The organism is Kitasatospora sp. NPDC004289, from assembly GCF_053602875.1.
On record NZ_JBSGEL010000005.1, the window covers coordinates 54831 to 77389 of the forward strand.

Annotated in this window: 22 protein-coding genes and 1 pseudogene; 13 read left to right on the forward strand and 10 right to left on the reverse strand. The window is 75.0% G+C overall.

Annotated features, from left to right (window positions below; translation table 11 throughout):
- Positions 1 to 2 precede the first annotated feature (2 nt).
- Both ACWEPF_RS04665 and ACWEPF_RS04670 read left to right on the forward strand, forming a co-directional pair.
- Entirely contained in the window at positions 3 to 1172 is a 1170-nt protein-coding gene (locus ACWEPF_RS04665) for an acyl-CoA dehydrogenase family protein (RefSeq protein WP_452171405.1), read from the forward strand.
- Positions 1169 to 2239: an acyl-CoA dehydrogenase family protein gene (locus ACWEPF_RS04670; protein ID WP_452171406.1), complete on the forward strand. Its 1071-nt coding sequence runs from the start codon at positions 1169 to 1171 to the stop codon at positions 2237 to 2239. The genes ACWEPF_RS04665 and ACWEPF_RS04670 overlap by 4 nt, the downstream gene beginning before the upstream one ends.
- Positions 2240 to 2246: 7 nt before the next feature.
- Here ACWEPF_RS04670 and ACWEPF_RS04675 read toward each other — a convergent pair whose 3' ends face one another.
- Positions 2247 to 3536, reverse strand: coding sequence for a phytase (locus ACWEPF_RS04675; RefSeq protein ID WP_452171407.1), 1290 nt, complete (start codon positions 3534 to 3536; stop codon positions 2247 to 2249).
- A 137-nt stretch (positions 3537 to 3673) separates the two neighbouring features.
- Between ACWEPF_RS04675 and ACWEPF_RS04680 the strand changes: the two genes are divergently transcribed.
- Positions 3674 to 4174 carry a hypothetical protein gene (locus ACWEPF_RS04680; protein ID WP_452171408.1) on the forward strand — a complete coding sequence of 167 codons (501 nt, stop codon included), beginning with the start codon at positions 3674 to 3676 and terminating at the stop codon, positions 4172 to 4174.
- Between the two features lie 20 nt (positions 4175 to 4194).
- Here ACWEPF_RS04680 and ACWEPF_RS04685 read toward each other — a convergent pair whose 3' ends face one another.
- Genes ACWEPF_RS04685 through ACWEPF_RS04695 form a run of 3 tightly spaced genes read right to left on the reverse strand, consistent with a single transcriptional unit; the run spans position 4195 to position 6682 of the window.
- On the reverse strand, positions 4195 to 5160 hold the full coding sequence (locus ACWEPF_RS04685) for an NADPH:quinone oxidoreductase family protein (protein WP_452171518.1): 966 nt from the start codon (positions 5158 to 5160) through the stop codon (positions 4195 to 4197).
- A 5-nt stretch (positions 5161 to 5165) separates the two neighbouring features.
- The gene (locus ACWEPF_RS04690; protein WP_452171409.1) at positions 5166 to 5930 is read right to left on the reverse strand and encodes an SDR family oxidoreductase; all 765 of its coding nucleotides are present in this window, start codon (positions 5928 to 5930) and stop codon (positions 5166 to 5168) included.
- Positions 5927 to 6682, reverse strand: coding sequence for an SDR family oxidoreductase (locus ACWEPF_RS04695; RefSeq protein WP_452171410.1), 756 nt, complete (start codon positions 6680 to 6682; stop codon positions 5927 to 5929). Before ACWEPF_RS04695 ends, ACWEPF_RS04690 begins: the two co-directional genes overlap by 4 nt.
- Positions 6683 to 6811: 129 nt before the next feature.
- Between ACWEPF_RS04695 and ACWEPF_RS04700 the strand changes: the two genes are divergently transcribed.
- The 3 genes from ACWEPF_RS04700 to ACWEPF_RS04710 all read left to right on the forward strand — a co-directional run bounded on the left by ACWEPF_RS04700 (position 6812) and on the right by ACWEPF_RS04710 (position 8838).
- Positions 6812 to 7435 carry a TetR/AcrR family transcriptional regulator gene (locus ACWEPF_RS04700; protein WP_452171411.1) on the forward strand — a complete coding sequence of 208 codons (624 nt, stop codon included), beginning with the start codon at positions 6812 to 6814 and terminating at the stop codon, positions 7433 to 7435.
- Positions 7436 to 7508: 73 nt separating this feature from the next.
- On the forward strand, positions 7509 to 8324 hold the full coding sequence (locus ACWEPF_RS04705) for a hypothetical protein (RefSeq protein ID WP_452171412.1): 816 nt from the start codon (positions 7509 to 7511) through the stop codon (positions 8322 to 8324).
- 55 nt (positions 8325 to 8379) lie between these two features.
- Positions 8380 to 8838 (forward strand): TIGR03618 family F420-dependent PPOX class oxidoreductase, encoded by a 459-nt coding sequence (locus ACWEPF_RS04710; protein ID WP_452171413.1) that lies wholly within the window; start codon positions 8380 to 8382, stop codon positions 8836 to 8838.
- Here the strand turns inward: ACWEPF_RS04710 and ACWEPF_RS04715 are convergent.
- A complete protein-coding gene (locus tag ACWEPF_RS04715) occupies positions 8835 to 9374 on the reverse strand; it encodes a PadR family transcriptional regulator (protein WP_452171414.1) in 540 nt (179 codons plus the stop codon). The genes ACWEPF_RS04710 and ACWEPF_RS04715 overlap by 4 nt on opposite strands.
- A gap of 109 nt (positions 9375 to 9483) precedes the next feature.
- On the opposite strand from ACWEPF_RS04715, the gene ACWEPF_RS04720 reads away from it, so the two are divergent.
- Positions 9484 to 10251, forward strand: a complete 768-nt coding sequence (locus ACWEPF_RS04720; RefSeq protein ID WP_452171415.1) for an alpha/beta fold hydrolase — start codon at positions 9484 to 9486, stop codon at positions 10249 to 10251.
- 22 nt (positions 10252 to 10273) lie between these two features.
- Here the strand turns inward: ACWEPF_RS04720 and ACWEPF_RS04725 are convergent, their stop codons facing one another.
- Both ACWEPF_RS04725 and ACWEPF_RS04730 read right to left on the reverse strand, forming a co-directional pair.
- On the reverse strand, positions 10274 to 11623 hold the full coding sequence (locus tag ACWEPF_RS04725) for a Fic family protein (protein WP_452171416.1): 1350 nt from the start codon (positions 11621 to 11623) through the stop codon (positions 10274 to 10276).
- 45 nt (positions 11624 to 11668) lie between these two features.
- Positions 11669 to 12439 (reverse strand): VOC family protein, encoded by a 771-nt coding sequence (locus tag ACWEPF_RS04730; protein ID WP_345288995.1) that lies wholly within the window; start codon positions 12437 to 12439, stop codon positions 11669 to 11671.
- A 147-nt stretch (positions 12440 to 12586) separates the two neighbouring features.
- Between ACWEPF_RS04730 and ACWEPF_RS04735 the strand changes: the two genes are divergently transcribed.
- The 3 genes from ACWEPF_RS04735 (at position 12587) to ACWEPF_RS04745 (ending at position 15872) form a co-directional block, all read left to right on the forward strand.
- Positions 12587 to 13798: an NAD(P)/FAD-dependent oxidoreductase gene (locus tag ACWEPF_RS04735; protein WP_345288996.1), complete on the forward strand. Its 1212-nt coding sequence runs from the start codon at positions 12587 to 12589 to the stop codon at positions 13796 to 13798.
- Positions 13799 to 13962: 164 nt separating this feature from the next.
- Positions 13963 to 14787 (forward strand): YndJ family protein, encoded by an 825-nt coding sequence (locus tag ACWEPF_RS04740; RefSeq protein WP_452171417.1) that lies wholly within the window; start codon positions 13963 to 13965, stop codon positions 14785 to 14787.
- The gene (locus tag ACWEPF_RS04745) at positions 14784 to 15872 is read left to right on the forward strand and encodes a DUF1990 family protein (RefSeq protein WP_452171418.1); all 1089 of its coding nucleotides are present in this window, start codon (positions 14784 to 14786) and stop codon (positions 15870 to 15872) included. The genes ACWEPF_RS04740 and ACWEPF_RS04745 overlap by 4 nt, the downstream gene beginning before the upstream one ends.
- A gap of 15 nt (positions 15873 to 15887) precedes the next feature.
- Here the strand turns inward: ACWEPF_RS04745 and ACWEPF_RS04750 are convergent, their stop codons facing one another.
- From ACWEPF_RS04750 to ACWEPF_RS04760, 3 genes are read right to left on the reverse strand one after another with little or no spacing between them, the layout of a single operon-like run.
- Positions 15888 to 17693 (reverse strand): nickel transporter, encoded by a 1806-nt coding sequence (locus ACWEPF_RS04750; protein WP_452171419.1) that lies wholly within the window; start codon positions 17691 to 17693, stop codon positions 15888 to 15890.
- Entirely contained in the window at positions 17690 to 18973 is a 1284-nt protein-coding gene (locus tag ACWEPF_RS04755; RefSeq protein WP_452171420.1) for a tetratricopeptide repeat protein, read from the reverse strand. Before ACWEPF_RS04755 ends, ACWEPF_RS04750 begins: the two co-directional genes overlap by 4 nt.
- The gene (locus ACWEPF_RS04760) at positions 18970 to 20427 is read right to left on the reverse strand and encodes a DUF4331 domain-containing protein (protein ID WP_452171421.1); all 1458 of its coding nucleotides are present in this window, start codon (positions 20425 to 20427) and stop codon (positions 18970 to 18972) included. Before ACWEPF_RS04760 ends, ACWEPF_RS04755 begins: the two co-directional genes overlap by 4 nt.
- Before the next feature lie 356 nt (positions 20428 to 20783).
- On the opposite strand from ACWEPF_RS04760, the gene ACWEPF_RS04765 reads away from it, so the two are divergent.
- From ACWEPF_RS04765 to ACWEPF_RS04775, 3 genes and pseudogenes are all read left to right on the forward strand, one after another.
- Positions 20784 to 21404, forward strand: a complete 621-nt coding sequence (locus ACWEPF_RS04765) for a hypothetical protein (protein ID WP_452171422.1) — start codon at positions 20784 to 20786, stop codon at positions 21402 to 21404.
- 21 nt (positions 21405 to 21425) lie between these two features.
- Positions 21426 to 22079: a hypothetical protein gene (locus ACWEPF_RS04770; RefSeq protein ID WP_452171423.1), complete on the forward strand. Its 654-nt coding sequence runs from the start codon at positions 21426 to 21428 to the stop codon at positions 22077 to 22079.
- 71 nt (positions 22080 to 22150) lie between these two features.
- Positions 22151 to 22543, forward strand: a pseudogene (locus tag ACWEPF_RS04775) (thioredoxin family protein); the annotation flags it as partial.
- Positions 22544 to 22559: the final 16 nt, after the last annotated feature.

Genomic DNA, 22559 nt, shown 5'->3' on the forward strand with positions numbered 1-22559 from the left:
CCATGGACCTGCGCGCACGGACGAGGGAGTTCCTCGCCGCCCACGACCCCGCCGAGACCGGACGGACCGCCTTCCTACGGGCCCGCTTCGACGCCGGCCTCGCCTGGGTGCACTTCCCGCCCGGGCTCGGCGGCCTCGGCGCGCCGCGCTCCGGACAGGCGGCGGTGGACGAGGAGTTGGCCGCCGCCGGAGCCCCGGACAACGATCCGCGCCGGATCGGCATCGGCCTCGGGATGGCCGCCCCGACCGTCCTGCGGCACGGCACCGAGGAGCAGAAGCGGCGCTTCCTGCGCCCGCTCTGGACCGGCGAGGAGGTCTGGTGCCAGCTGTTCAGCGAGCCCGGGGCCGGCTCCGACCTCGCCTCGCTCGCTACCCGGGCGGTGCGCGAGGGCGACCACTGGGTGGTGGACGGCCAGAAGGTGTGGACCTCGATCGCGCACGCCGCGCGCTGGGCCATCCTGCTCGCCCGCACCGATCCGGACCTGCCCAAGCACCAGGGGATCACCTACTTCGTCTGCGACATGACCGACCCCGGGGTGGAGGTCCGGCCGCTGCGCCAGATCACCGGGGAGGCCGAGTTCAACGAGGTGTTCCTGACCGGGGTGCGGATCCCCGACGCACACCGGATCGGCGCGGTGGGCGAGGGCTGGCGGATCGCCCAGACCACCCTCAACAACGAGCGGGTGGCGATCGGCGGCCAGGCCACCCCGCGCGAGGGCGGGATGATCGGCGTCGTGGCCGGGACCTGGCGCGAGCGGCCCGAGCTGCGCACCCACGAACTGCACCAGCGGCTGCTCAAGGGCTGGGCGGACGCGGAGCTGCTGCGGCTGACCGGTGAGCGGCTGCGCCAGCAACTGGCGGCCGGGCAGCCCGGCCCGGAGGGCGCGGCGATGAAGCTGGCCTTCGCCCGGCTGGCCCAGGAACTCAGCGGCCTGGAGCTGGAGTTGCTCGGCGAGGACGGGCTCGTCTACCAGGACTGGGCGATGACCCGCCCCGAGGTGGTCGACTTCACCGGCCGTGACGCCGGGTACCGCTATCTGCGGGCCAAGGGGAACTCGATCGAGGGCGGCTCCTCCGAGATCCTGCGCAACGTGATCGCCGAGCGGGTGCTCGGCCTGCCCTCGGAGCCGCGTACCGACAAGGACCTGCCGTGGAAGGACCTGCGCCGATGAGCGATCTGCTCTACTCCGAGGTGGAGGAGGAACTCCGCTCCGCCGTCCGGGACTTCCTGACCGACCACTGCCCGCCCGCCGCTGTGCTCGGCCGCGTCGAGACCACCGAGCCCTACGACCCGCGGCTCTGGCGCGGCCTGGCCGACGGCCTCGGGGTGGCCGGGCTCCAGGCACCCGAGGCGCTCGGCGGCGCCGGCGCCTCGGTGCGCGAAGTGGCGGTGGTGCTGGAGGAGTTGGGCCGATCGGTGGCACCGGTGCCGTACTTCGGCAGCTCGGTGCTGGCGGTGACGGCTCTGCTGGCGGCCGCCGACCGGGAGCTGCTGCCGCAGCTGGCCTCCGGGGAGCGGACCGCCGCCCTCGCGGTCCCGTTCTCCACCCCACCCGGGGCCCCGCTGCCGCAACTCGGCGCCGGGGAGCGGCTCTCGGGCCGGATCACCTCGGTGGCGGACGCCCTGGCCGCCGACGTCCTGCTGGTGCCGGCCGGCGGCGCGCTCTGGGCCGTGGACCGCGCCGAGGCCACCGTGCTCCCCCGGACCTCGCTCGACCTCACCCGGCCACTGGCCGACGTGGAGCTGAGCGGAGCGGCGGCCCGGAGGGTGGCGGACGGCCAGGAGCCGGCCGCCGCAGCCCTGCTGACCGGGGCCGGCCTGCTGGCGTCCGAGCAGCTCGGCATCGCCGAGTGGTGCCTGGCCACCACCGTGGCCTACCTGAAGGAGCGTCACCAGTTCGGCCGGCCGGTCGGCTCCTTCCAGGCGCTCAAGCACCGCCTCGCCGACCTCTGGCTGGAGATCGTCCAGGGCCGGGCCGCCGCCCGGTACGCGGCGGACGCCCTGGCCACCGGCAGCCCGGACACGGCGGTGGCGGTGGCCCTCGCCCAGTCGCACTGCGGGGCGCTGGCCGTCCGGGCCGCCGAGGAGTGCGTGCAGCTGCACGGCGGCATCGGGATGACCTGGGAGCACCCGGCCCACCTCTACCTCAAGCGCGCCAAGGCCGACCAACTCGCCCTCGGGACCCCGGGGTTCCACCGGGGCACCTTGGCGGACCTGGTCGGCCTCACCGCACCGTAGCCGTGCGTCAGTCGATCGCGCGCAGCACGTCGCGCAGGTCGACGTACTTGAAGCCGGTGGCCTCGCGGTCGCCGTCGCCCGGGGTCTCCTGGCCGTCCTGGACGACCATCAGGCCGTGCGGGTAGCGGCGGCCGAGCGGGGCGTTGAGCACGGCCGCGCCGTCGCAGACCTCGGAGCCGTCGAGGGTGGCGGAGGCGGCGGTGATCCGGAAGGCTCCCTCGAACTCGTTGTGCTCGTCGCGCTCGCGGTCGTAGGCGACGAAGGTGTCGTCGCCCTGGCTGGAGGCGAGGAGGTAGCCCCTGCCGTGGCCCCGGTCGAGGATGGTCAGGCCCTCCACGTCGGCGGTCAGGTGCTTGCCGCCGTAGCCCGGGTCGGCACCCGGGACGCACTCCTCGGTCTCCGGGTCGTAGGTGGCGGGCACGCCGTACTCGCGGACCCGGTCCATCAGTTCCGGCCGCCCGGAGAGGTCGGCGGGGATGCGCCAGATCCCGACGTCCTCCTGCCCCGCGTACAGGGTGCCGCTCTCCGGATCGACCACCATGCCCTCCACCTGCGGGAGTTCGCCGGGCTCGGCGCACGGGGCCCAGGTACCGCCGTCGGGGAGGCGGAAGGAGGCGGGGAGGTCGACGGTGCGGACCTGACGGTAGGTCACCGTGCCGGCCGGGGTGGCGGTGAGCTCCAGCAGGGCGAGGCGGGTGCGGTGCCGCTGGCTGGCGATCGCGTAGCTGCGGCCGGTGCGGCGGTCCGTCCAGGTGGCCAGGCCGTACGCGGTGGCCTGCTCGTTGATCTCCGCCTGGTCCGCCGAGAACACCGGGCTCACCCCGGGGTCGGTCACGTCCGTGAGCGGGCCGCCGGGCCGGGCCGGGTCGATCCGGTAGACCCGCAACCGGTCGTTGCCCCGGTCCGTCACCACGGCCAGGTCGGCCTTGGCGCCGCCGATCCGGACGCCCTTCAGCAGGTCCACGTTGTTGAACCGCCCCGGCGCGTCCTCCTCCCCCGGCCCGGCCGGCGCCGCCAGCGCCTGCACCTGCCGCGCCTCCAGGTCGTAGACCCGCAGCCCGCCCTGCTTCGCCGTGGCGATCACCAGGCTCCGCCCCGGATCGGCGTCGTTGCGCCAGATCGCCGGGTCGTCGGCGTTGGCCTTCCCACCCGCCTTGTCGTCGAACAACGGAGCCGTCTCCGCCCTCGGGTGCACCTCCGGCAGCCGCGAGGCGGCCCCGGCGGGGAACGGAACGGAGACGGCGAGGAGGGTACCGAGCACGAGGGAGGCGGCCCGCACGGCCTGACGAGTGGTCATGGGCCAGCACCCTGAACCACTTCGGCGCACGATGGGCCACCACCGACCGAAGCCCGGATGAACTCTTGCGGCCACCCGGCGCCGGGAACGCCACTAGGATCCGGGGATCGCATCGGTACGGCGGACGGAGCCAAGGCATGCACGACGAGAAGGAAGCCGAGACCAAGCGGGCGCTCGGCATCTCGTCCTGGCGGAACCTCTCCAAGGAGAAGGTGCTCAAGTTCGCGGCCATGGTGCCCGACACGAGCAACGAGGTGCGCCTCAAGCTCCTCGAACAGTTCCCCGCGTTCAAGGACCTCGCCGTGAATTCGGTGGATGCCCTGAAGAAGGCGCACCGGACCACGGTCGCGGCCAACGAGAACAACCAGGAGCGCCTCCACGAGGCGTCCGAGCAGTTCAGGGACATCCTCGCGGAGGAGCTCAAGCGGGACGACCTCGGCCCGGAGGACCGGCAGGCCATCTACGACCGTCTCCAGCAGGGCGTGCAGCAGGAGTACGAGAAGGACAGCGAGAACAAGCAGTTCCTGGAGCGGACGATCCGTCTGGTGACCACCGGCGCCGTCACCGTCATCGCCTTGGGTGCGGTCTTCGCAGGCGCCCAGATCATGGGCGAGTCCAAGGACGGTCACGAGGACTGAGGCCGTCCGCTCCCGGCGGCCTACGGCAGGATCGCGATCCGGCCGGTGGTGGTGCCGTCGGCGACGCGTTGGACGGCGTCGGCCGCCGCGTCGAGCGGCAGGCGTTCGCTGACCAGGGGGCGGATGACGGACTTGGCGGCCAGGGCGGTGAGTTCGGTGTGGGCCGCGTGGACGGCGGCGGGGTCGTGGGTGGCGTAGAGGCCCCAGTGGAGGCCGAGCACCGAGTAGTTCTTGACCAGGGCGTGGTTGAGGGCGGCGGTGGGGATGGTGCCGCTGGCGAAGCCGATGACGACGATGCGGCCCTCGAAGGCGATGCAGCGGGTGGAGCCGGTGTAGGCGTCGCCGCCGACCGGGTCGAAGACCACGTCCGCGCCCCGGCCGCCGGTGGCCGCCTTGACCGCGGCGGTGAAGTCCTCGGCGCGCCGGTCGATCACCAGGTCGGCGTCCAACTCCCTTGCCACGGCTGCCTTCTCGGCTCCGCCGACGACCGCGATCACGGTGGCGCCCGCCGCCTTGCCGAGCTGGACGGCGGCGCTGCCGACGCCTCCGGCCGCGGCGTGCACCAGCAGCGTCTCGCCGGCCCGCAGCCCGGCCCGCCGGTGCAGCGCGAACCAGGCCGTCTGGTAGGCGATGTGGAGCGCGGCGGCCTCCGCGTCGTCCAGCGCCGGCGGGGCCGCAAAGGCGCTCCGGGCGTCCATCAGGGCGTACTCGGCGAAGGCCCCGGCGGGCAGCAGCGGGGTGCCGATCACCCGCTCCCCGGTCCGCGCGCCTCCGACCACCTCGCCGCACAGCTCCACCCCCGGGGTGAACGGCAGCGGCGGCCGCACCTGGTAGTGGCCCCGGACCATCAGCGCGTCCGGGAAGTTGACCGCGGCGGCCCGCACCCGGACCAGCAACTGCCCGTCCCCCGCCTCGGGTCGGGGCACCTCGGCCGGCCGCATCACCGCCCCCGGCTCGCCCAGCTCCCCGACCTGCCACGCCCGCATCGTGCTCACGCCTCGTCCTCCAGCCGTTGCTGCATCCGGTTCATCGTGCCCAGCCAGCGGTCGGTGTCCCCGGCCCTGGCCAGGTAGTACCGGGCCACCTCGGGGTGCGGAAGGATCAGGAACCGCTCCTCGGCGATCCCCCGCATCACCTCCTCGGCGACCTCGGAGGGCTCCAACGCCTCGTCCTCCAGCAGCAGTTGACCGGCCCGTCCGGTCTCCTCCAGCATCCTGGTCCGCACGCCCTGCGGGCAGACCGCGTGCACCCGCACGCCCCGGTGGCGGTAGGTGGCGGAGAGCCACTCGGCGAAGGCCAGCGCGCCGTGCTTGCTGACGGAGTACGGGGCGGAGCCGAGGCTGGTGAGCAGCCCGGCCGCGGAGACGGTGGCGACGAAACGGCCCGCGCCGCGCTCCAGCCAGTCGGGGAGCAGGAGTTCGGCGGCCCGGACGTGCGCCAGCACGTTGACCTGCCAGGCGCTCTCCCAGGCGGCGGGCCCGGCGTCGGCGCCGCCCACCGGGGCGACGCCCGCGTTGGCGCAGTACACGTCGATGTGGCCGAGCTCCTTGCGGGCGGCCGCGATCAGCTCCTCGGGGCGCGTCGCGTCGCCCGGCACCGCGACGCCCCCGATCCGCTCGGCGACGGCCGAAGCGGCCTCCGCGTCGAGGTCGTTGACCACCACGCGGGCCCCGCCCGCCGCCGCGAAGGCCTCGGCCATGGCGGCCCCGATGCCGTGCCCGGCGCCGGTGACCACCACGCCCAGCCTGCGGGTCACAGGCCGCCGCCCAGGGTGATGCCGCCGTCCACCACCAGGGTCTGGCCGGTGATCCAGGCGGCGTCCTCGGAGAGCAGGAAGGCGACCGCGCCGGCCACGTCCTGCGGGACGCCGAGTCGCTTCATCGGGTAGGCCGCGGCCACCTGCTCCTCGCGGCCCTCGTACAGGGCCTCGGCGAAGCGGGTCTTGACCACGGCGGGCGCGACGGCGTTGACCCGGATCGACGGGCCGAGTTCGGCGCCGAGCTCGGTGGTGACGCGCATCAGGGCGGCCTTCGAGACCCCGTACATGCCGATGCCGAGCGAGGCGCGGATGCCGGCGATGGAGGCCACGTTGACCACCGAGCCGCCGTGCTCGCCCATCCAGGCGTCGCGGGCGAGGCGGATCCAGGCCAGCGGGGCGAGCACGTTGACGCCGAGGATCTTGGCGGCGGCGGCCTGGTCGACGTCCAGCAGGGAGCCGAACACCGGGTTGATGCCGGTGTTGTTGACCAGGTGGTCGAGGCGGCCGAACTGCTGCGTCGTGCGGGCCACCACCTCGGCCTGGTGGGCCGGGTCGTCGGACTTGCCGGCCACGGCGATCGCGTGGTCGGGGCCGCCCAGCTCACGGACCGCCTCGGCCAGCGGCTCGGGGTTGCGGGCGGTGATGCAGACCCGGGCCCCGCGCTCGACCAGCTCGCGGGCGATGCCGAGGCCGATGCCCCGGCTGGCTCCGGTGACCACGGCCACCCGGTCCTTGAACGACGGCGCCATGGCCGATTCCTCTCCACTGGTGCGACGCGCAGGAGTGACTAAGCGCTTGCTTAGCATGTTGGCGACGGGTCACACTGTCAACCACTCCGACCCCGGGGCGGACCGCACCCGTCTGCGAGGATGGCCACCATGAACGACCACGCGACCGCCGAACTCTGGCCCACCGGCAGCACGGGCGAGCGGACCGAGGCCGCCCGCCGGCTGCTGCTCGCGGCGGTCGAGTCCTTCGCCCGGCGCGGCTACCACGCCACCACCACCCGGGACATCGCCACCGCCGCCGGGATGAGCCCGGCGGCCCTCTACATCCACTACCCCTCCAAGTCGGCACTGCTCTCCGAGATCAGCCGCACCGGCCACCAGGCCACCCTGGACCTGGTCGAGCGGGCGGCCGCCGAGGGCAGCGGCCCGGTGGAGCAGATGCGGCAGCTGGTCGAGGACTTCACTCGCTGGCACGCCCGGGGCCACACGGTCGGACGGATCGTCAACCACGAACTGAACGCGCTGCCGGAGGAGGAGTTCGAGGTGGTCGCCGCACTGCGGCGGCGGATCGAGGAGACGGTGCGGCGGATCATCGAGGAAGGGGTGGCGGAAGGTTCCTTCCAGGTGCCGGACGTGCGGACGGCGGCCCGCGCGGTGACCTCGCTCGGCATCGACGTCTCGCGCTGGTACACCGAGCGGAGCAGCGAGACCCCGGAGGAGCTGGGCCGCCGGTACGGGGTGCTGGTGCTGCGGATGCTCGGGGCCGCGATCTGACGTCCCGCCGGAGCCGCTCCTTCCACCCTCCCCCGACTTAGGTTAGGCTCGCCTTACCTACTCAGGAGGACGGATGCCCGCCAGCCCTGCCCTGCCCAGCTCCGGAAGCCCCGCCACCGCGCCCACCCCGGCCGAACGCGCCCGCACCCTGCTGGAGTTCGCCTCCTCGGTGATCGTCGACGTGCCCGGCATGGACCTGGCCCAGCGCCCCGGCATCCCGCCCGCCGCCCGCTGCGCGGTGCTGGCGGACGGCTCGCTCGCCCTCCTGGTCGAACAGGACTCCCCGCTCTGCCGGATCGCCTCGGTCGCCCGGGGCGACGAACTCCCGGCCGTGGTCGAGGCGGTGGACGTGGCACCGGTCGCGATGCCGCACCGCATCCGCGGCCGCGCCACCGCGCACGGGCACCTGGACGTGCTGACCGCCGCCGCGCCCGAGGTGCTCGACGGCCTCTTCCCGCAGCGCCCCACCGGAGTCCGGTACGCCCTGCTCCGGCTCGCCCCCGACCACCTCTCGGTCGAGGACCTCTGGGGATCGGAGTGCTGCGTCCCGCTCGACGGGCTCGGCGCGGCCGCACCGGACCCGCTCGCCGCCGACGAGGCCGCCATGCTCCAGCACCTGGCCGCCGCCCACCCCGACCACCTCGCCCGGCTCGGCGCGCTGGCCCTCGACCACCCCGCCGGTCCGGCCGGCTGGACCGAGCACCCGGTCGGCCTCGACGTCCGCCCGGTCGCCCTGGACCGCTTCGGCCTCCGGGTCCGGATGATCGACGGTGCCCGCATCCTCGACGCCCGCTTCGAGTTCCACCGCCCGGTCACCGCCGCCGACCAGCTCCCCGAGGCCATGCACCGCCTCTTCCGCCCGGCCGGCTCCCACCGCGCGGACGCCTGACGATCTTTCTTCGACCGGAGGAAATTGTCGGACCGTCAGCTCGGTTGGCCACGGCATGACCGAGAAGCCGAAGCCCCGCACCCTGTCCGACGACGCCCTCTCCGAGCTGCTCTCCCGGCAGCAGTTCGGCACCCTCTCCACCGTGAAGCGCAGCGGCCACCCGCACCTGACCACCATGGTCTACAGCTGGGACCCGCAGGCCCGGATCGTCCGCTTCTCCACCACCGCCGACCGGGTCAAGGTCGCCCACCTGCGCTCGAACCCCCGGGCCGCCGTGCACGTGACGGGCGGCGACGTCTGGTCCTTCGCGGTGGCCGAGGGCGAGGCCGAGGTCTCCGAGGTCACCGTCACACCGGGCGACGCGGTCGGCCGCGAGCTGCTCGCCATGATCCCGGCGGCCGCCCGCCCCGGCCCGGAGGACGAGGAGGCCTTCCTGGCCGAGCTGGTCGCCGAGCGCCGCCTGGTCATCCGCCTGAAGGTGAACCGTCTCTACGGCACCGCGCTGGACGTCTAGGCCCCGCCGTCCACTGCCTCCAGGTCCTTCAACGTCGCTTCCAGCCAGGCGAGTTCGGCCTCGGTGGTGGCGCGGGCGATCCGCAGCAGGCCGGCCCGGAACGGGTCGGTGAGCTCCTCCGCCCGGAGGGGGCGGGCGCCGTCATAGAAGAAGCTGGCCGGCTCGCCGAGGAAGGCGAGCCGGCGGCGGAGCACCGCCGCCTGCTCGGCCGGGCTCTCCAGGTGGCGCAGGAAGGCCAGCACGGTGAACCAGCGGTTCTCGTCGCTGATGTCCAACTCCTCCGGCTCGCTCAGTAGTTCGCGCAGTGCGCGCTGCCCGGCCGGGGTGAGGTGGAGGGTGTGCCGGGGCGCGGCCGCCGCACCCGGTTCGGTCTCGCGGCGCAGCAGGCCGTCGGTCTCCAGGCGCTTGATCGCCGGATAGAGGGTGCCGTCGCTGATCGGCCGGACGTGCCCGGTGAGCGCGGCCAGGTGGCGGCGCAGCTCGTAGCCGTGCAGCGGCCGGTCGCACAGGAACCCGAGGATGGCGAGCTTCAGCATGCGCCCATGCTGCCATGCCGAGCGCCCGGCTATATCGCTTCCGTGATACCTCGGAATCGATGTATGGTCTGGGCCGTCCGCTCACCGCACCCGCGTCAGGAGCCCCGCCATGCGCCAAGCCCCCGTGACCCCGAACGGCGACCTGATCCGCTGGATCGAGCTGCCCGGCGCCGAGCCGGCCCGGCTCTACCTGCACGGCCTGGGCGCCAGCTCGCCCGTCTACTCCGCCGCGGCCGCCGCCCACCCGCTGCTGACGGGCCGTCGTTCCCTGCTGCTGGACCTGCTCGGCTTCGGCATCAGCGACCGGCCGGCCGACTTCCCGTACACCCTGGAGTCGCACGCCGACGCGGTGGCCACCGCCCTCACCGCCGCCGGGGTGGAGGGTGCCGAGGTGATCGCGCACAGCCTGGGCGGGGCGGTCGCCGTCCTGCTGGCGGCCCGTCACCCCCGCCTGGTCTCGAAGCTGGTGCTGGTCGACTCGGTCCTGGACCCGGCACCGACCGTGCCCGCTCCCGGGTCCACCGGCATCACCGAGTACACCGAGGAGAAGTTCCTCGCCGAAGGGTGGCACCGGACCGCCGAACGGGTCGGCCCCACCTGGTGGGCCACCATGCGCCTGGCCGGCCCCGTCGCCCTGCACCGCACCGCCGTCCACCGCGCCCGGGGCACCACCCCGCCCCTGCGCGAACAGCTCGCCGCCCTGACCGTCCCCCGCACCTACCTCCACCCCGAGGCCGACGGCGCCCCGGCCGGCGCGGCGGAACTGACCGCCACCGGCACCACCGTCCGGGCCGTCCCGGACTGCGGCCACACCATCATGTTCGACAACCCCGAGGGCTTCGCCCTCGCCGTCTCCGAAGCCCTGAACGGGAGTTGACGCGGGGTCGGGTGGCCGCCGGTCAGCTGCCGGCCGCGGCCTCCCGGGTCCAGTAGAGGGCGTTCGCCACGCTCCGGGCGCACTCCACCGCGTCCTGCGGCGAGTCCGCCCGGTAGGAGACCCGGCGGAGCGCGCCGACGGCGTCGATGCCGGACCCCTCCCGGGCGAGGACGAAGAGCAGGGCCAGGAAGCCCGCCCGGGCGTTGCCGTCGTCGAACGGGTGGAAGTAGGCGACGTCCAGGTAGGCCCGCGCGGCCCGGGTGGCCAACGGCAACCCGCCGGCGGCGCTCCCGGCCAGGCAGGCGTCCAGCCGCGCGCGGGTGTCCGGTCCGATGCCGTACCGCTCGCGGCCGTCCTTGGCGAAGGCCGCAAGGGTGCGGAACGGCGGCGGCCGCTCGACGCCCAGCACGTGCCGCTGCCACCCGCTCAGCAGCTCGAAGTCGAGCACCGCCCCGCGCGCGGCGTCGGCCCTGACCTGCTCCAGGGCGGCCAGCATCCCCTCCCCGCGCGCCCGGTCGATCGCCAGGTCGAAGGCGCGGACCTCCTCCGCCGCACCGTCCCGCGACGGCACCACGGGGCCGGGGCCCAGGTCTCCGACCTCGTGCCAGGGCACCTCCTCACGGACCGTCAGCCAGTCCCGGAGGTGGTCCCGCCCGGGCTCGGGGGTCCGCCGGGCGAGACCGGGCGTGAGCGCGCCCGCCAGCCGCTCCGCGACCTCGGCCGCCTCCTCGGGCTCCGGGGCGGTCCAGCTGTGGAAGCGGCCGCCGACGGCCTCGTTCACCAGTCGCACCGCCGTTCCGGAGGCCACGCCCCAACGGGCGAGGAACCAGCCGAGCACCACCTGGCAGTGGCCGTACCACGCGCTGCCCGCCCCGGTGCGGTCCGCGACGCGCGCGATCAGTCGCCGGGAGGCGTCCTCCCAGAGGTCCCGCCGGTCCTCCACCTCGGCGAGCTCCAGTGGGTACGCGTCGAACTGCGCCGCCAGGTCCTCCAGCCAGTCCCGCCACTCGCACAGAGCCTCCGTGACCTTCGCGAGGGTCTGCTCCGGGGTGCCGATCGAGTGCGGCGGACAGCACCAGCTCCCGACCGGTCCGCCGTCGACGTCCCCCTCGGCCCGGGCCCAGCGCCAGCCCAGCGCCCAGTCGCCGTAGTGCCGGGCGAGCGCGTGTGACATCGCGTCACCCCAGGAGTCCCCGCGCTCGCGGACCAGTGCCCGGTGCTCGGGCCCACCCGGGGCGTCCGGCATCCACGGCACCTGTCCGGCCGGGCCGAGCCCGCGCACCGCCTCGGCCGCGGTCGCGCGGTCGAAGGGCCGGCGGGCGGGGTCGACCTCGTCCCAGGTCAGCCGGTACGGGGAGAGTTCGAAGATCACCGGCCCAGCCTCGCCCGGACCGCGCCCCGGCTCAAGCGGATTTCCTCAGGCCGCCGGGGTGATGACGGAGAACAGGCCGCCCTCGCTGTCGCGCAGCCGGGCGGTGCGGCCGTAGGGGCTGTCGGCGGGGGCGTCGACCACGCTGCCGCCGAGGGCGGTGGCGCGGGTGGTGGCGGCGTCGGTGTCGGCGACGGAGAAGTAGACCTCCCAGTGCGAGCCGGTCAGTTCGCCGCGGCGCAGGGCGGCGACGCTGCGGCCGTCGGCGCGCAGCACGACGCGCTCGTGCTCGTAGCGGACCTCCAGGCGCGCGGGGTCGCGCTCGTCCCAGCGGAAGACCTCGCCGTAGAACAGGGCGGCCTGGAACGGGTCGCCGGTGCGCAGTTCGATCCAGACCGGGGCACCGGGCGAGCGGACCCAGGTGGTGCAGCCGAGGTCGCCCTCCCAGAGACCGAAGGCGGCACCGGTCAGGTCGGAGGCGAGGGCCATCCGCCCGGCGTCGAAGGGGAGCGGGCCGACCGCGACGGTGCCGCCGCGCTCGCGGATCCGGCCGGCGGTCTCGTCCGCGCTCTCGGTGCCGAAGTAGGTGGTCCAGGCGACGGGCGGCTGCCACTCCCCCTCGGTGGTGCCGAGCCCGGCCACCTCCACACCGTCCACCACCGCCCGGACGTACGGGCCGAAGCCGTGCCGCCCGTCCTCGAAGGACCAGCCGAGCAGCGGCCCGTAGAACTCCTGGGCCACCGTCAGGTCACGCGCCATCAGGCTGACCCAGCAGGGGGCGGCCGGGACGCAGCGCACGGTGGTGGTCTGCTCGCTCATGCGGAGCCCTTCCTTCCGGTCGTGGCGCTCCACAGCCTAGGGGGAGGGGGGCGACAGCGCCGGACGGGACGTGTGGTTCGACGCGCGGCGGGCAGTCCTCCGGGGTGTGATGGCGGGGTGTGGCGCAGCCGAGGAGAGGAGCAGGCGATGCGGATGGGCTACGTCGTGGTGGGGGCGGGTCTGGCCGGGGCGAAGGCGGTCGAGACCCTGCGGGCGGAGGGCTACGACGGCCCGGTGACGTTGATCGGCAGCGAGGAGGAGCGGCCGTACGAGCGGCCGCCGCTCTCCAAGGGCTACCTGATGGGCAAGACCGCCCGGGAGAAGATCTACGTCCATCCGGCGGAGTGGTACGCCGAGCAGGGGGTGGACCTGCGGCTCGGGGTGACCGCGACCGCGATCGACCCGGGCCAACGGACCGTCAGCCTGGACGACGGCGGACTGGTCCCGTACACCCGGCTGCTGCTCACCACCGGCTCCTCGCCGCGACGGCTGACCGTGCCCGGCGCCGAGGGCGGGCAGGTGCACTACCTGCGCACCGTCGGGGACAGCGAGCGGATCAAGGCGGCGATCCGTCCGAAGGCCCGGATCGTGGTGATCGGCGCGGGCTGGATCGGCCTGGAGACCGCCTCGGCCGCCCGGGAGGCGGGGGCGGAAGTGACGGTGCTGGAGGCCGCCGAGCTGCCGCTGCTGCGGGTACTGGGCCGGGAGGCCGCCGAGGTCTTCGCCGACCTGCACCGGGAGCACGGGGTGGACCTGCGCTTCGGCGTCCGGGTGACGGAGGTGACCGACGAGGGCGTGCGGCTGGAGGGCGGCGAACTGGTCCCGGCCGACGCGGTGGTGGTCGGCATCGGCATCGTCCCGAACACCGGGCTGGCCGAGGCCGCGGGGCTGCACGTGGACAACGGGATCCGCACCGACCAGCAGCTGACCACCTCGGCGCCGGACGTGTTCGCGGCGGGGGACGTGGCCAACGCCTACCACCCGCTCTTCGACCGGCCGGTCCGGGTCGAGCACTGGGCCAACGCGCTGCACCAGCCGAGGGTGGCCGCCCGGGCGATGCTCGGGCAGGAGGCGGTGCACGACCGGGTGCCGTACTTCTTCACCGACCAGTACGACCTGGGCATGGAGTACACCGGCTACGTGGAGCCGGGCGGCTTCGACCGGGTGGTCTTCCGGGGCGAGCGGCGCTCGCGCGAGTTCATCGCCTTCTGGCTCTCCGGCGGGCGGGTGCTCGCCGGGATGAACGTCAACGTCTGGGACGTCACCGACCCGATCCGCGACCTGGTCCGCTCAGGCCGCACGGTGGACCCGGACCAGCTCGCCGATCCGGCCGTCCCGCTGGACCGGATCGGCCGCTGACCCCGGCACGACCCCGGCCCCGGGCCGGCCCCGACCGGGCCCCGGCCAGGCCCCGCAGCCACCCCCTCGTTCCGGGAGGGGGTGGCTGTTGAACATGTTCAGAGTTGCCGTAGAGTCATCCGCGCAGCAGCTTTGAACACGTTCAACGAGAGGGGGCAGCTGCCGTGACCGCCCTGGTCAACCTCATCGTCATGCTCGGCATGCTGGCCGTCGTACCCCTGGGCCTCGGCCTGCTCGGCGGCCCCGGCAGTGCCGCCCTGGCCCGGCTCTGGCCCTTCGCCGCCCTGCCCGGTGCACTCGCGCTCTGGCTCCCGCGCGGCACCACCGCCACCGCCCTGGCCTCGGTCTACGCCGCCGCCACCGTGGCGCTGGCCCTGCTGGCGCCCGCCCGGCTGGCCCGCCGCCGGTCCCTGGCCCCGGCCGAGCTCGCCGCGCTCACCGCCCTCGCCGCACCCTCGGTGGCCGGCCTCGCGCTGGTCGCCGAGCGCTCCGGCACCGAGCTCTTCGGCTTCGACCTGGACATCCTGGCGCTCACCGTGCCGCACTTCCACTTCGCCGGCTTCACCGCCGCCCTGGTGGCCGGGCTGGTCGGACGGACCGTCACCGACCGCCCCGGCCCTGCGGCGGCCGCGGCGCTGAGCGTGCCGCTCGGCACCCTGCTGGTGCTCGGCGGCTACTTCGTCGGGGACTGGGCCGAGCTGGTCGGCGCCGTGGTGCTGACCGTCGGCATGTGGCTGACCGGCCTGCTCACCTGGCGGGACGTCAGCCGACGCGCCCCCGACCGGCTCACCGCCCGGCTGCTGCTCGGCTCCGCCGCCGTCCTGGTGGTCACCATGCTGCTCGCCCTCTGGTGGGCGCTCGGCGAGGCCACCGGACTGATCCACCCCACCCTGACCTGGATGGCCGCCACCCACGGCCTCGGCAACGCGCTCGGCTTCGCGCTCTGCTCGCTGCTGGCCTGGCGCAGACTCGAGGAGCTCGCGCGATGAACCACCGCACGGACCAGCACGGCACGGACCAGCACCGCACGGACCACCGCCGCACCACCGCCTTCAGCTACCCCGAGGTCGGCGCCACCCGGACGCCCGACCGCCTCCCGGCCGGCTACCGCCACCTGCGCCACCGCGTCCTGATCGGGTACGGCCGGGAGGCGCTGGAGGCCGCCGGGGAGACGGTGACCAGCTGGCGGATGCACCGCGGGATGGGCACCAAGGTCCACGCCGAGGCCGAGCGGACCGACCCGGGCGTGCGGGCCTCGCTCGGCCTCGGGTTCGGGCCGCTCACCGTCTCGGCCCCCGCCGAGGTGGTCTGGTCGGTCCGCGAACCCGACCGCATCGGCTTCGCCTACGGCACCCTGACGGGCCATCCGGCCAGCGGGGAGGAGTCCTTCGTGGTCGAGATGGGCGAGGACGGGGCCGTCCGGCTCACCGTCACCGCCTTCAGCCGCCCCGACCGCTGGTACACCCGCCTCGGCGGACCGCTGCTCGGACTGCTCCAGGGCCTGTACGTGCGGGGCTGCGGCCGGGTGGTGCGGCGGGCCGCGACCGCCGCCACCCGCCGGCCGGCCTTCAACTACCCCGACGTCGGCGCCCTCGCCGCCTCCGACCGGCTGCCCGCCGGATACCGGCACCTGCGCCACCGGGAGGTGATCGGGTACGGCCGGGACGTGCTGGAGGCCGCCGGGGAGACCGTCACCAGCTGGCGGATGCACCGGGGCGCGGGGATCGGCGTGGCCCCCGGGACGCCGCCGGCCGAGGCCGGGGTGCGGGTGGTCTGCCGGATCGGGCTCGGGCCGCTCGCCGTGACCGCTCCCGCCGAGGTGCTCTGGTCGGTCGACGGACCCGACCGGATCGGCTTCGCCTACGGCACCCTGACGGGCCATCCGGAGGCCGGCGAGGAGTCCTTCGTGGTCGAGCTCGGCCCGGACGGCGCGGTCCGGATGACCGTCACCGCCTTCAGCCGCCCCGGCCGCTGGTACACCCGTCTCGGCGGACCGCTGGTGCCGCTGCTCCAGCAGCTGGCCGCCCGCCGCTACACCCGGGCCGTCCGGCGCAGCGTGGACCCGGCCGCCTGACGCGGCGTCGGGCTCCTACAGACCGGAGGCGCCGCGCAGCACCAGGCCGAGGCCGACGGCCAGCACCACCAGGGCGGTGAGCAGGCCGCCGAGGCGGGCGTACCGGCCGAGCGCCGGTACGTACCGGGCGGTGAACGAGGCGACCCGGGTCGAGCCGCCCGAGAGGAGCAGTCCGGCGGCGGCCAGCGCGATCGCCATGCCGAGGCCGTACCCGAGCACCAGCAGCACGCCGAAGGAGGTGCGGCCGAGCGCCACCGCTCCGAGCAGGATCACCAGGGCGGAGGGGCTGGGCACCAGCCCGCCCGCCAGGCCGACACCGATCAACGAGGGGAGGCGGAGCCTCCCGATCCGGTGGCCGTGGCCGTGCTCATGCCCGTGCCCGTGCCCGTGGCCGTGCTCATGCCGGTGCCCGTGCTCATGCCCGTGCCCGTGCCCGTCGTGGTCGCGGTGGTCCGGTGCGCGCCCGTGCTCGTGCCCGTGGCCGTCCTCCGCCCCGCTGTCGCGGCCGGTGTCCGCGGCCTTCTCCGCCACGAGGGCGGAGCGGCCGCGGCTGAGGGTGCGGACGGCGGGCAGCGCGCGGACGGCCGAGACCAGCAGGGCGGCACCGATGAGGGTCACCAGGGCACCGCCGGCCAGTCCGAGGCCACTCAGCAGACGCTCCCCCACCAGGGTGGTCGACGCGGTCAGCAGCAGGCCGACCACCAGCACCCCCGCCGTGTGGGTGGCCGTCACCGTCGCGCCCACCGCCAGGGCGGAGCGCAGGCCGCTGCGCCGGGCCCGCCCCGAGGTGCGGGCCAGGCAGGCGGCGACCGCGAGTTTGGCGTGGCCGGGGAGGGCGGCGTGCCCGGCGCCCAGCAGCAGGGCGAGGGCGGTGGCCGCCAGACCGACGGGGACGGTCAGGTCGCGGGTGGTGGTGAGGGCGGCGAGGTGCCGCTCCACCCCGTCCAGCGGTGGCAGGCCGACGGCCCCGGCCGGGACGGCCCGCCGTTCGGCGGAGCGGTGGGCCCCCGGGACGGACCGCCGCCCGGCCGGAGCCCCGTCGGGCGCGGGCGCCGACCCGTCCGCGGGTGGCGCCGCTGACGCACCGTCGGCCGGATCCCCTGACGTCCCGTCGCCCGCCGACCCGCCGATCGCCGGCGGCGCCGGCGGCGGCAGTGCGGCTGACGCACCGTCGGCCGCGAGCTCGACGGCAACCACCGACAGCGGCCGCTCGACGGAGTCCGCCGGGTAGCTGCGCAGGCCGTCGGTGGCGCTCCGCCGGGGCACGCTGCCCTCGCGCAGCTCGACCCCCTCGCCGACCGCGGTGATCTCCTTCCAGCCCGGGCCGGCGCCGTCCGCCCCGGAGCGGAAGCTCACCCGGACGGGGCGGCTGAGGTCGGCGGCCGCCGAGAGTTCGCAGCTCAGCCTCGCGGTGGGCAGACCGGCGGCGCCCGGCCGGTACTCCAGGCCGCTCGCCTCCACCCGCCAGGACGCCTCGCGTCCGCCGACGTCCGCCCGGACGGCGCCCGCGAGTTCGGCGCACCGCTGCCCGGCGCGGTCAGCCGCCTCGGACGCGTCCACCGCACCGTCGTGGTCCCGGTCGGCGGCGGTCCGGTCCTGGGCGGTGGGGATCTCGGCGGTGTCGAGCACCAAGCTGTCCTGGATCCGGTCGGGCCGCAGCCGCAGGCCGTCGTAGCGGTTGACGCTGAAGTTGCCCAGCGGGTGCGCCACCGCGGTTCCCGGGAGCACCACCCCGGGCAGCAGCACCGTCAGGATCAGCCCGGCCGCCCGGCTGCGGCGATCCCGAGTACCGTGCCCCGCAAGGCCGTTGACTCCGTTCATCGCTCCCCCTCGGTGAGCAGGCGGCGGGCCAGGTCCGCGTGGTAGGCGGAGAACCGCGGGTTGCGCTCCAGCGCGGTGCGCAGGGTCTCCTTGCCCTCCGGCAGCCCGAGGGCGAGTTCGATCACGCCCCGGTGGTAGGCGGCGAGCACCGGCTCGTCCCCCGACTCGGCTGCGGACCGGGCGTGTTGGAGGGCACCGCGGTCGTCCCCGGTCCGGTGCAGCGCCCAGGCCAGCTCGGCCGCGACGGGGGCGCTGCGGCGCCGTTCCCACTCCTCGGTGAGCTGCCGCACGGCCTCGCCGGCGTCACCGTGGTCGGCCAGGTAGCGCGCAAGGTGCAGGTCCGCCGGACCGACCGCCAGCCGGGCCTCCGCCGCGAGGGCGGCCAACGGGCCTTCGGCGTCGGCCCGGTGGCCGGTGGCGAGGGCGAGTTCGGCCTGCTCCAGCAGGAACTGCGGGAGCGGTGTCCGCGCGGTCAGTTCGGCCAGCCGCCGCGCCGCCTCCTCCGTCCGCCCCTGGGCGGCAGCGGTCCTGGCCAGGCCGAAGGCGGCGGCCGCGTCGTCGGTGCGGGCGGCCAGGGCCTCCCGGTAGCGGCCGTCCGCCTCCGTCAACCGCCCGTCCTCCCAGGCGAGATCACCCAGCCGGCGGGCGCAGAAGGCTCGTTCCCCGGCCGGCCCGGCCGCCTCCAGGGCCCGTTCCAGCGCGAGCTGCGCCTCGGCCCGGCGGCCGTGCGCCTGCAGGTCCTGGGCGGCCCGGACCAGGGCGGCGGCGGTCGGGGCCAGGTCCAGCAGGCGCTGGGTGGCGGCGGTGGCGGCCGGGTAGTCGCCGAGTTCGAGCTCCGCGTCGGCCAGCACCGCGTACGCGGCCGCCCGCTCGGGTGCCATCGCGGTGGCCCGCAGCCCGTGCTCCCGGGCGGCCCCGAACTCGTGCCGGGCGTTGGCGAGCGCGCCGGAGCCGACCACGGCGGCGTAGTTGGCCTCCGGCTTCAGCTCCAGCGATCGGGCCAGGGCCCGTTCGGCCAGGTCGAGCCCGCCGGCGTCCAGGGAGGTCCGGGCCTGCTCCACGGCGGCGAGCCCGACCTCGGCCCAGGCCGCCGCGTCCCCGGGCCGCCGCCTGGCGTCCTCCCGGGCGGCGGCCAGCCGGTCGGGCGGCGGCGGTACGGGCACCGCCACCGGGCCGACCACACCGATCGGCCGGACCGCGCGCTCGGGCGAGAGCGCCACCAGCCCCGCCGCGCAGGCCAGGACGAGCAGCCCGCCGCCCAGCCACTGACGGCCCGTCACGGGCCCGCGTGCGGGAGGTTGACGTACGGGAAGACGTCCGAGGCCGGTGCGGGCTGGACGTCGAAGCTCGGCGGCGGCAGCAGGTGGGCGGCGGAGCGCTCGGAGGGCTCGCCCTCCAGCATCCGCAGCAGCGGGACGTCGATGACGTCGTTGAACCGGCGGCCGTTGGGGTAGCCCTGGCGGTCACCGGCGAGCACGCCGTAGGGGTGCGGTTCGGCGCTCACCGGAGTGGTGAGGTTGAGCCGGAGCTCCTCGGCGTGGGTGATCGCGGCCGGGTCGGCGTCGGCGTTCAGGGCGTGGGTGTTGAGGTCGAAGCCGAAGCGGGAGCCGTTGGCCGCGCCGATGCCGCTGAGGAAGAGCGCCCTGATGTCCTCGCGCGGGGTGGCCGGGGCGGCGAAGCCCTGGGCCGCCTCGATCCGCCGGGGCGGTGCCGGGTCGAGCGTGGCGGCGACGAACTCGGCGTCCTGGTGGTCGAGTTCGGCCGGACGGGCGTTGAAGCGGTCCTCCGGCCCGCCGGGAGCGGCGTTGAAGGCGGCGCTGCCCCAGAGGGCGAAGCAGACGTGCGGCATGCCGAGCCGGCCGATCTGCCGGTAGCTCGCGGCCTGGGTGCGCAGGTCGCGGGAGAGGTCGGCCCCCTCCCGGGAGACGGTGGCCCAGACGCCGATCACCGGATTGCGCGCCGGGTCGCCGTTCAGGGCGAGTTCGCGCTTGGGCAGCTGGAGGATCAGGGAGCCGACGTTGAGCGCGGAGAGCGGCCCGGCGGCGGGCAGGGCGCCGGGGACCGGCCCCACCGTGCCCAGCACGAACAGTCCGAAGACCCGGGTGTCCGCGACGAACGGCTCGGCGATCTGGCCGGCCAGCGTGCGGCCGCCGCCCGGCAGTGCGCGGGTGGCCTCGGTACGCAGTGCCCGGTAGTCGGGCATCAGCGCCAGGCCGGTGTGGGTGGGCGCCGCGATCGCGTCGGAGAGGAGCAGCTCGGCGGGGCGGCCGGGGCGGATCCGTTCCAGCGTGTAGCGCTGGCGGAAGAGCAGCGAGGAGTCGGTGAGCGAGCGCACCGGGGAGAGCGCGATCGGCCCGCTGCCGAAGAGCCGGCGGTCCTCGTTCCGGAAGGTCCACCGGTAGGTCAGGTCCGGGCGGCCGTCGCCGGTCCGGTCCACGTGCACCTCGTACCGGGCCCGGGTGGCGAAGGGGTAGTTGAGCAGGGGCGACCCGGGCAGCTGGGCCGGCTGGACGTCGACGGCGATGGTGACCGTCGAGTGGTCGTCCGGGCTGGTGAAGGCGAACACGTCGGTGACGTTGGCCTGCGGGTCGGCCATCACGGCGGGCGCGTCGACGTGCCCGCCCGCCAGGCTGCGGCCGAGCAGCGGCCCGCCGAGCGCGGCCGCGGTCAACGTGGCGGCGGCGGCGCCGAGGAAGGTCCGCCGACCGGGGCGGGGACCGTCAGGTCCGGGCACAGTGGCTCCCAGGGGTCCGGGTACGGGAAACGGGGGCGAGCCCAACCAGCCTGGCTTCAGCCGCCGTTGGGCGCGTGAAGGGCGACCGTGGACGGGTCCCGTCCGGCGGCCACGGCCAACCTAGGCGCCCCGTGGATCTTCACGCAGCCGTCGCCCCCCGAAAGAGTCACGCGATTCCCCCGGCCGGATCAATTTCCGGACCGGACCGCACCCGGGAGAGTCATCCGCATGCGGACGGACCGGACTGGCCGGGGTAGCGTCCGGAGCCGATCAGCCGTGCGGTCCCGTGCCGCCGTGCGCTGCCATCCGCCCACCGCCGCAAGCGAGTTGGGCCGTCCCGTGACTGGGGATCCGATATGAAAGTACGTCAACTCCTCTCCGTGCTCTTCGCCGTCCTGATGCTCTGGACCGTCACCCCCGGAGCCGCTCAGGCCGCCGGGATGCCGTCCGGCCCGTACGTCTCGCCCTGGGGCGAGGCCCAGGTCGAGTGGGCGCCGGGGTTCAAGGCCGCCCTGGCCGAGCAGGAGGTGGTGATCACCCCGATCGCCCCGGTGCGCGCGCTGCCCGGGGACAGCGGCATCAGGAGCGACATCGGCTGGACCTCCGGCGACTACATCGACCTGGAGGAGTTCGGCCGGGTCTACTACCCGGGCGGGGTGACCCTCAGCTCCCCTCGGTCCGGGGGCAGTTGGACCATGGACGAGTTCTACCTGCGGTTCGCGCCGACCCGGGGCCTCTCCTCCTACCTGGAGGTGAACGGCGTCAAGTCCGAGACCGAGCAGCTGTTCTGTTCCTACACCCTGCGGGACGCCTTCGGCCCGGGCTGGGGCCTGGCCCCGGGCGGGATCCGTACCGCCCGGGTGCCGCTGACCCTCACCGAGGTCGGCGCCGGGACGCTGAACGAGGCGCTCGGCACCTCCTTCGAGGCCGGCGACGCCTTCGGCACCCTCTCCGGCACCTTCCGCTACCTGCCCTGACACCCGATCGGATCCCGGACAGTGAACCTCTTCCGAAAACTCGCCACCGCCGCCCTGGCCCTGGCCCTTCCGCTCGTCCCGGCCGCCGCGCGCGCGTCGGTGCCCGTGCACCAGGACGCCGGGAGCCAACCCCCGCAGCTGCGGGCCGTCGGCCCGTACATCTCGCCCTGGGGCAGCGCCCACCTCCGGGCGAGCGAGGCCACCAAGGCGTGGCTGACCGGCGCCGGGGTCAGGCTGGGCGCCATCGCGCCCTTCGTGCTCGACCCGGACGGCTTCGGCTTCGACATGCCGATCGGCTCCACCGCCGGGGACCACCTGGACGAGAAGGGCCGGATCTTCTACCCGGGCGGGATCACCCTCACCCAGGAGAGCAGCGGCCACGTGGTCGCGCTGCTCCCGACCTGGATCCGGGTGATGCCGCAGCCGGGCTACTCGGCCGGGGTGCTGGTGGACGGCAGGCCGGTGCTGGAGGAGGTGATGGTCGCCTACACCACCCCGGCCGAGGTCATCGCGGGCGGGCGGCCGACCCTGACCGGCTTCAAGCTGGAGCAGGTGCCGTTCCACTTCTCCAAGGACGCCGCCGGGCTGGCCGCGACGTACTTCGGCAGCGGACCGGAGCCGGACTCGCTGTTCGGCGTGCTGACCCCGCGCTTCGACTACGTGCCGACCAGGTAGACCGAGCGGCGGAATAGCCCGGGGCGAGGGCCTGTTGAGGGCGGTGCGGGACGCGACCACGAGAGAGGCAGGAGCAGAACATGAGCACCGTCGAACTGACCACCGAGAACTTCGACGAGGTGGTACAGGGCCCGGACGGGAAGGCCTTCGTCTTCATCGACTTCTGGGCGGGCTGGTGCGGCCCCTGCCTGCGCTTCGCGCCGGTCTTCGAGAAGGCCGCCGAGCGCCACTCCGACCTGGTCTTCGCCAAGGTGGACACCGAGGCGCAGCAGGAGCTCGCGGCCGCGTTCGAGATCCGGTCGATCCCGACCCTGGCGATCATCCGCGAAGGCGTGATGATCTTCTCCCAGGCCGGCGCCCTGCCCGAGCAGGCCTTCGAGGAGCTGATCGGCAAGGCCCGCGAGCTGGACATGGACGAGGTCCGCGCCAAGATCGCGGCCGAGCAGGCCGCCGCGCAGGCCTGACACCAGGCTTCCGGCC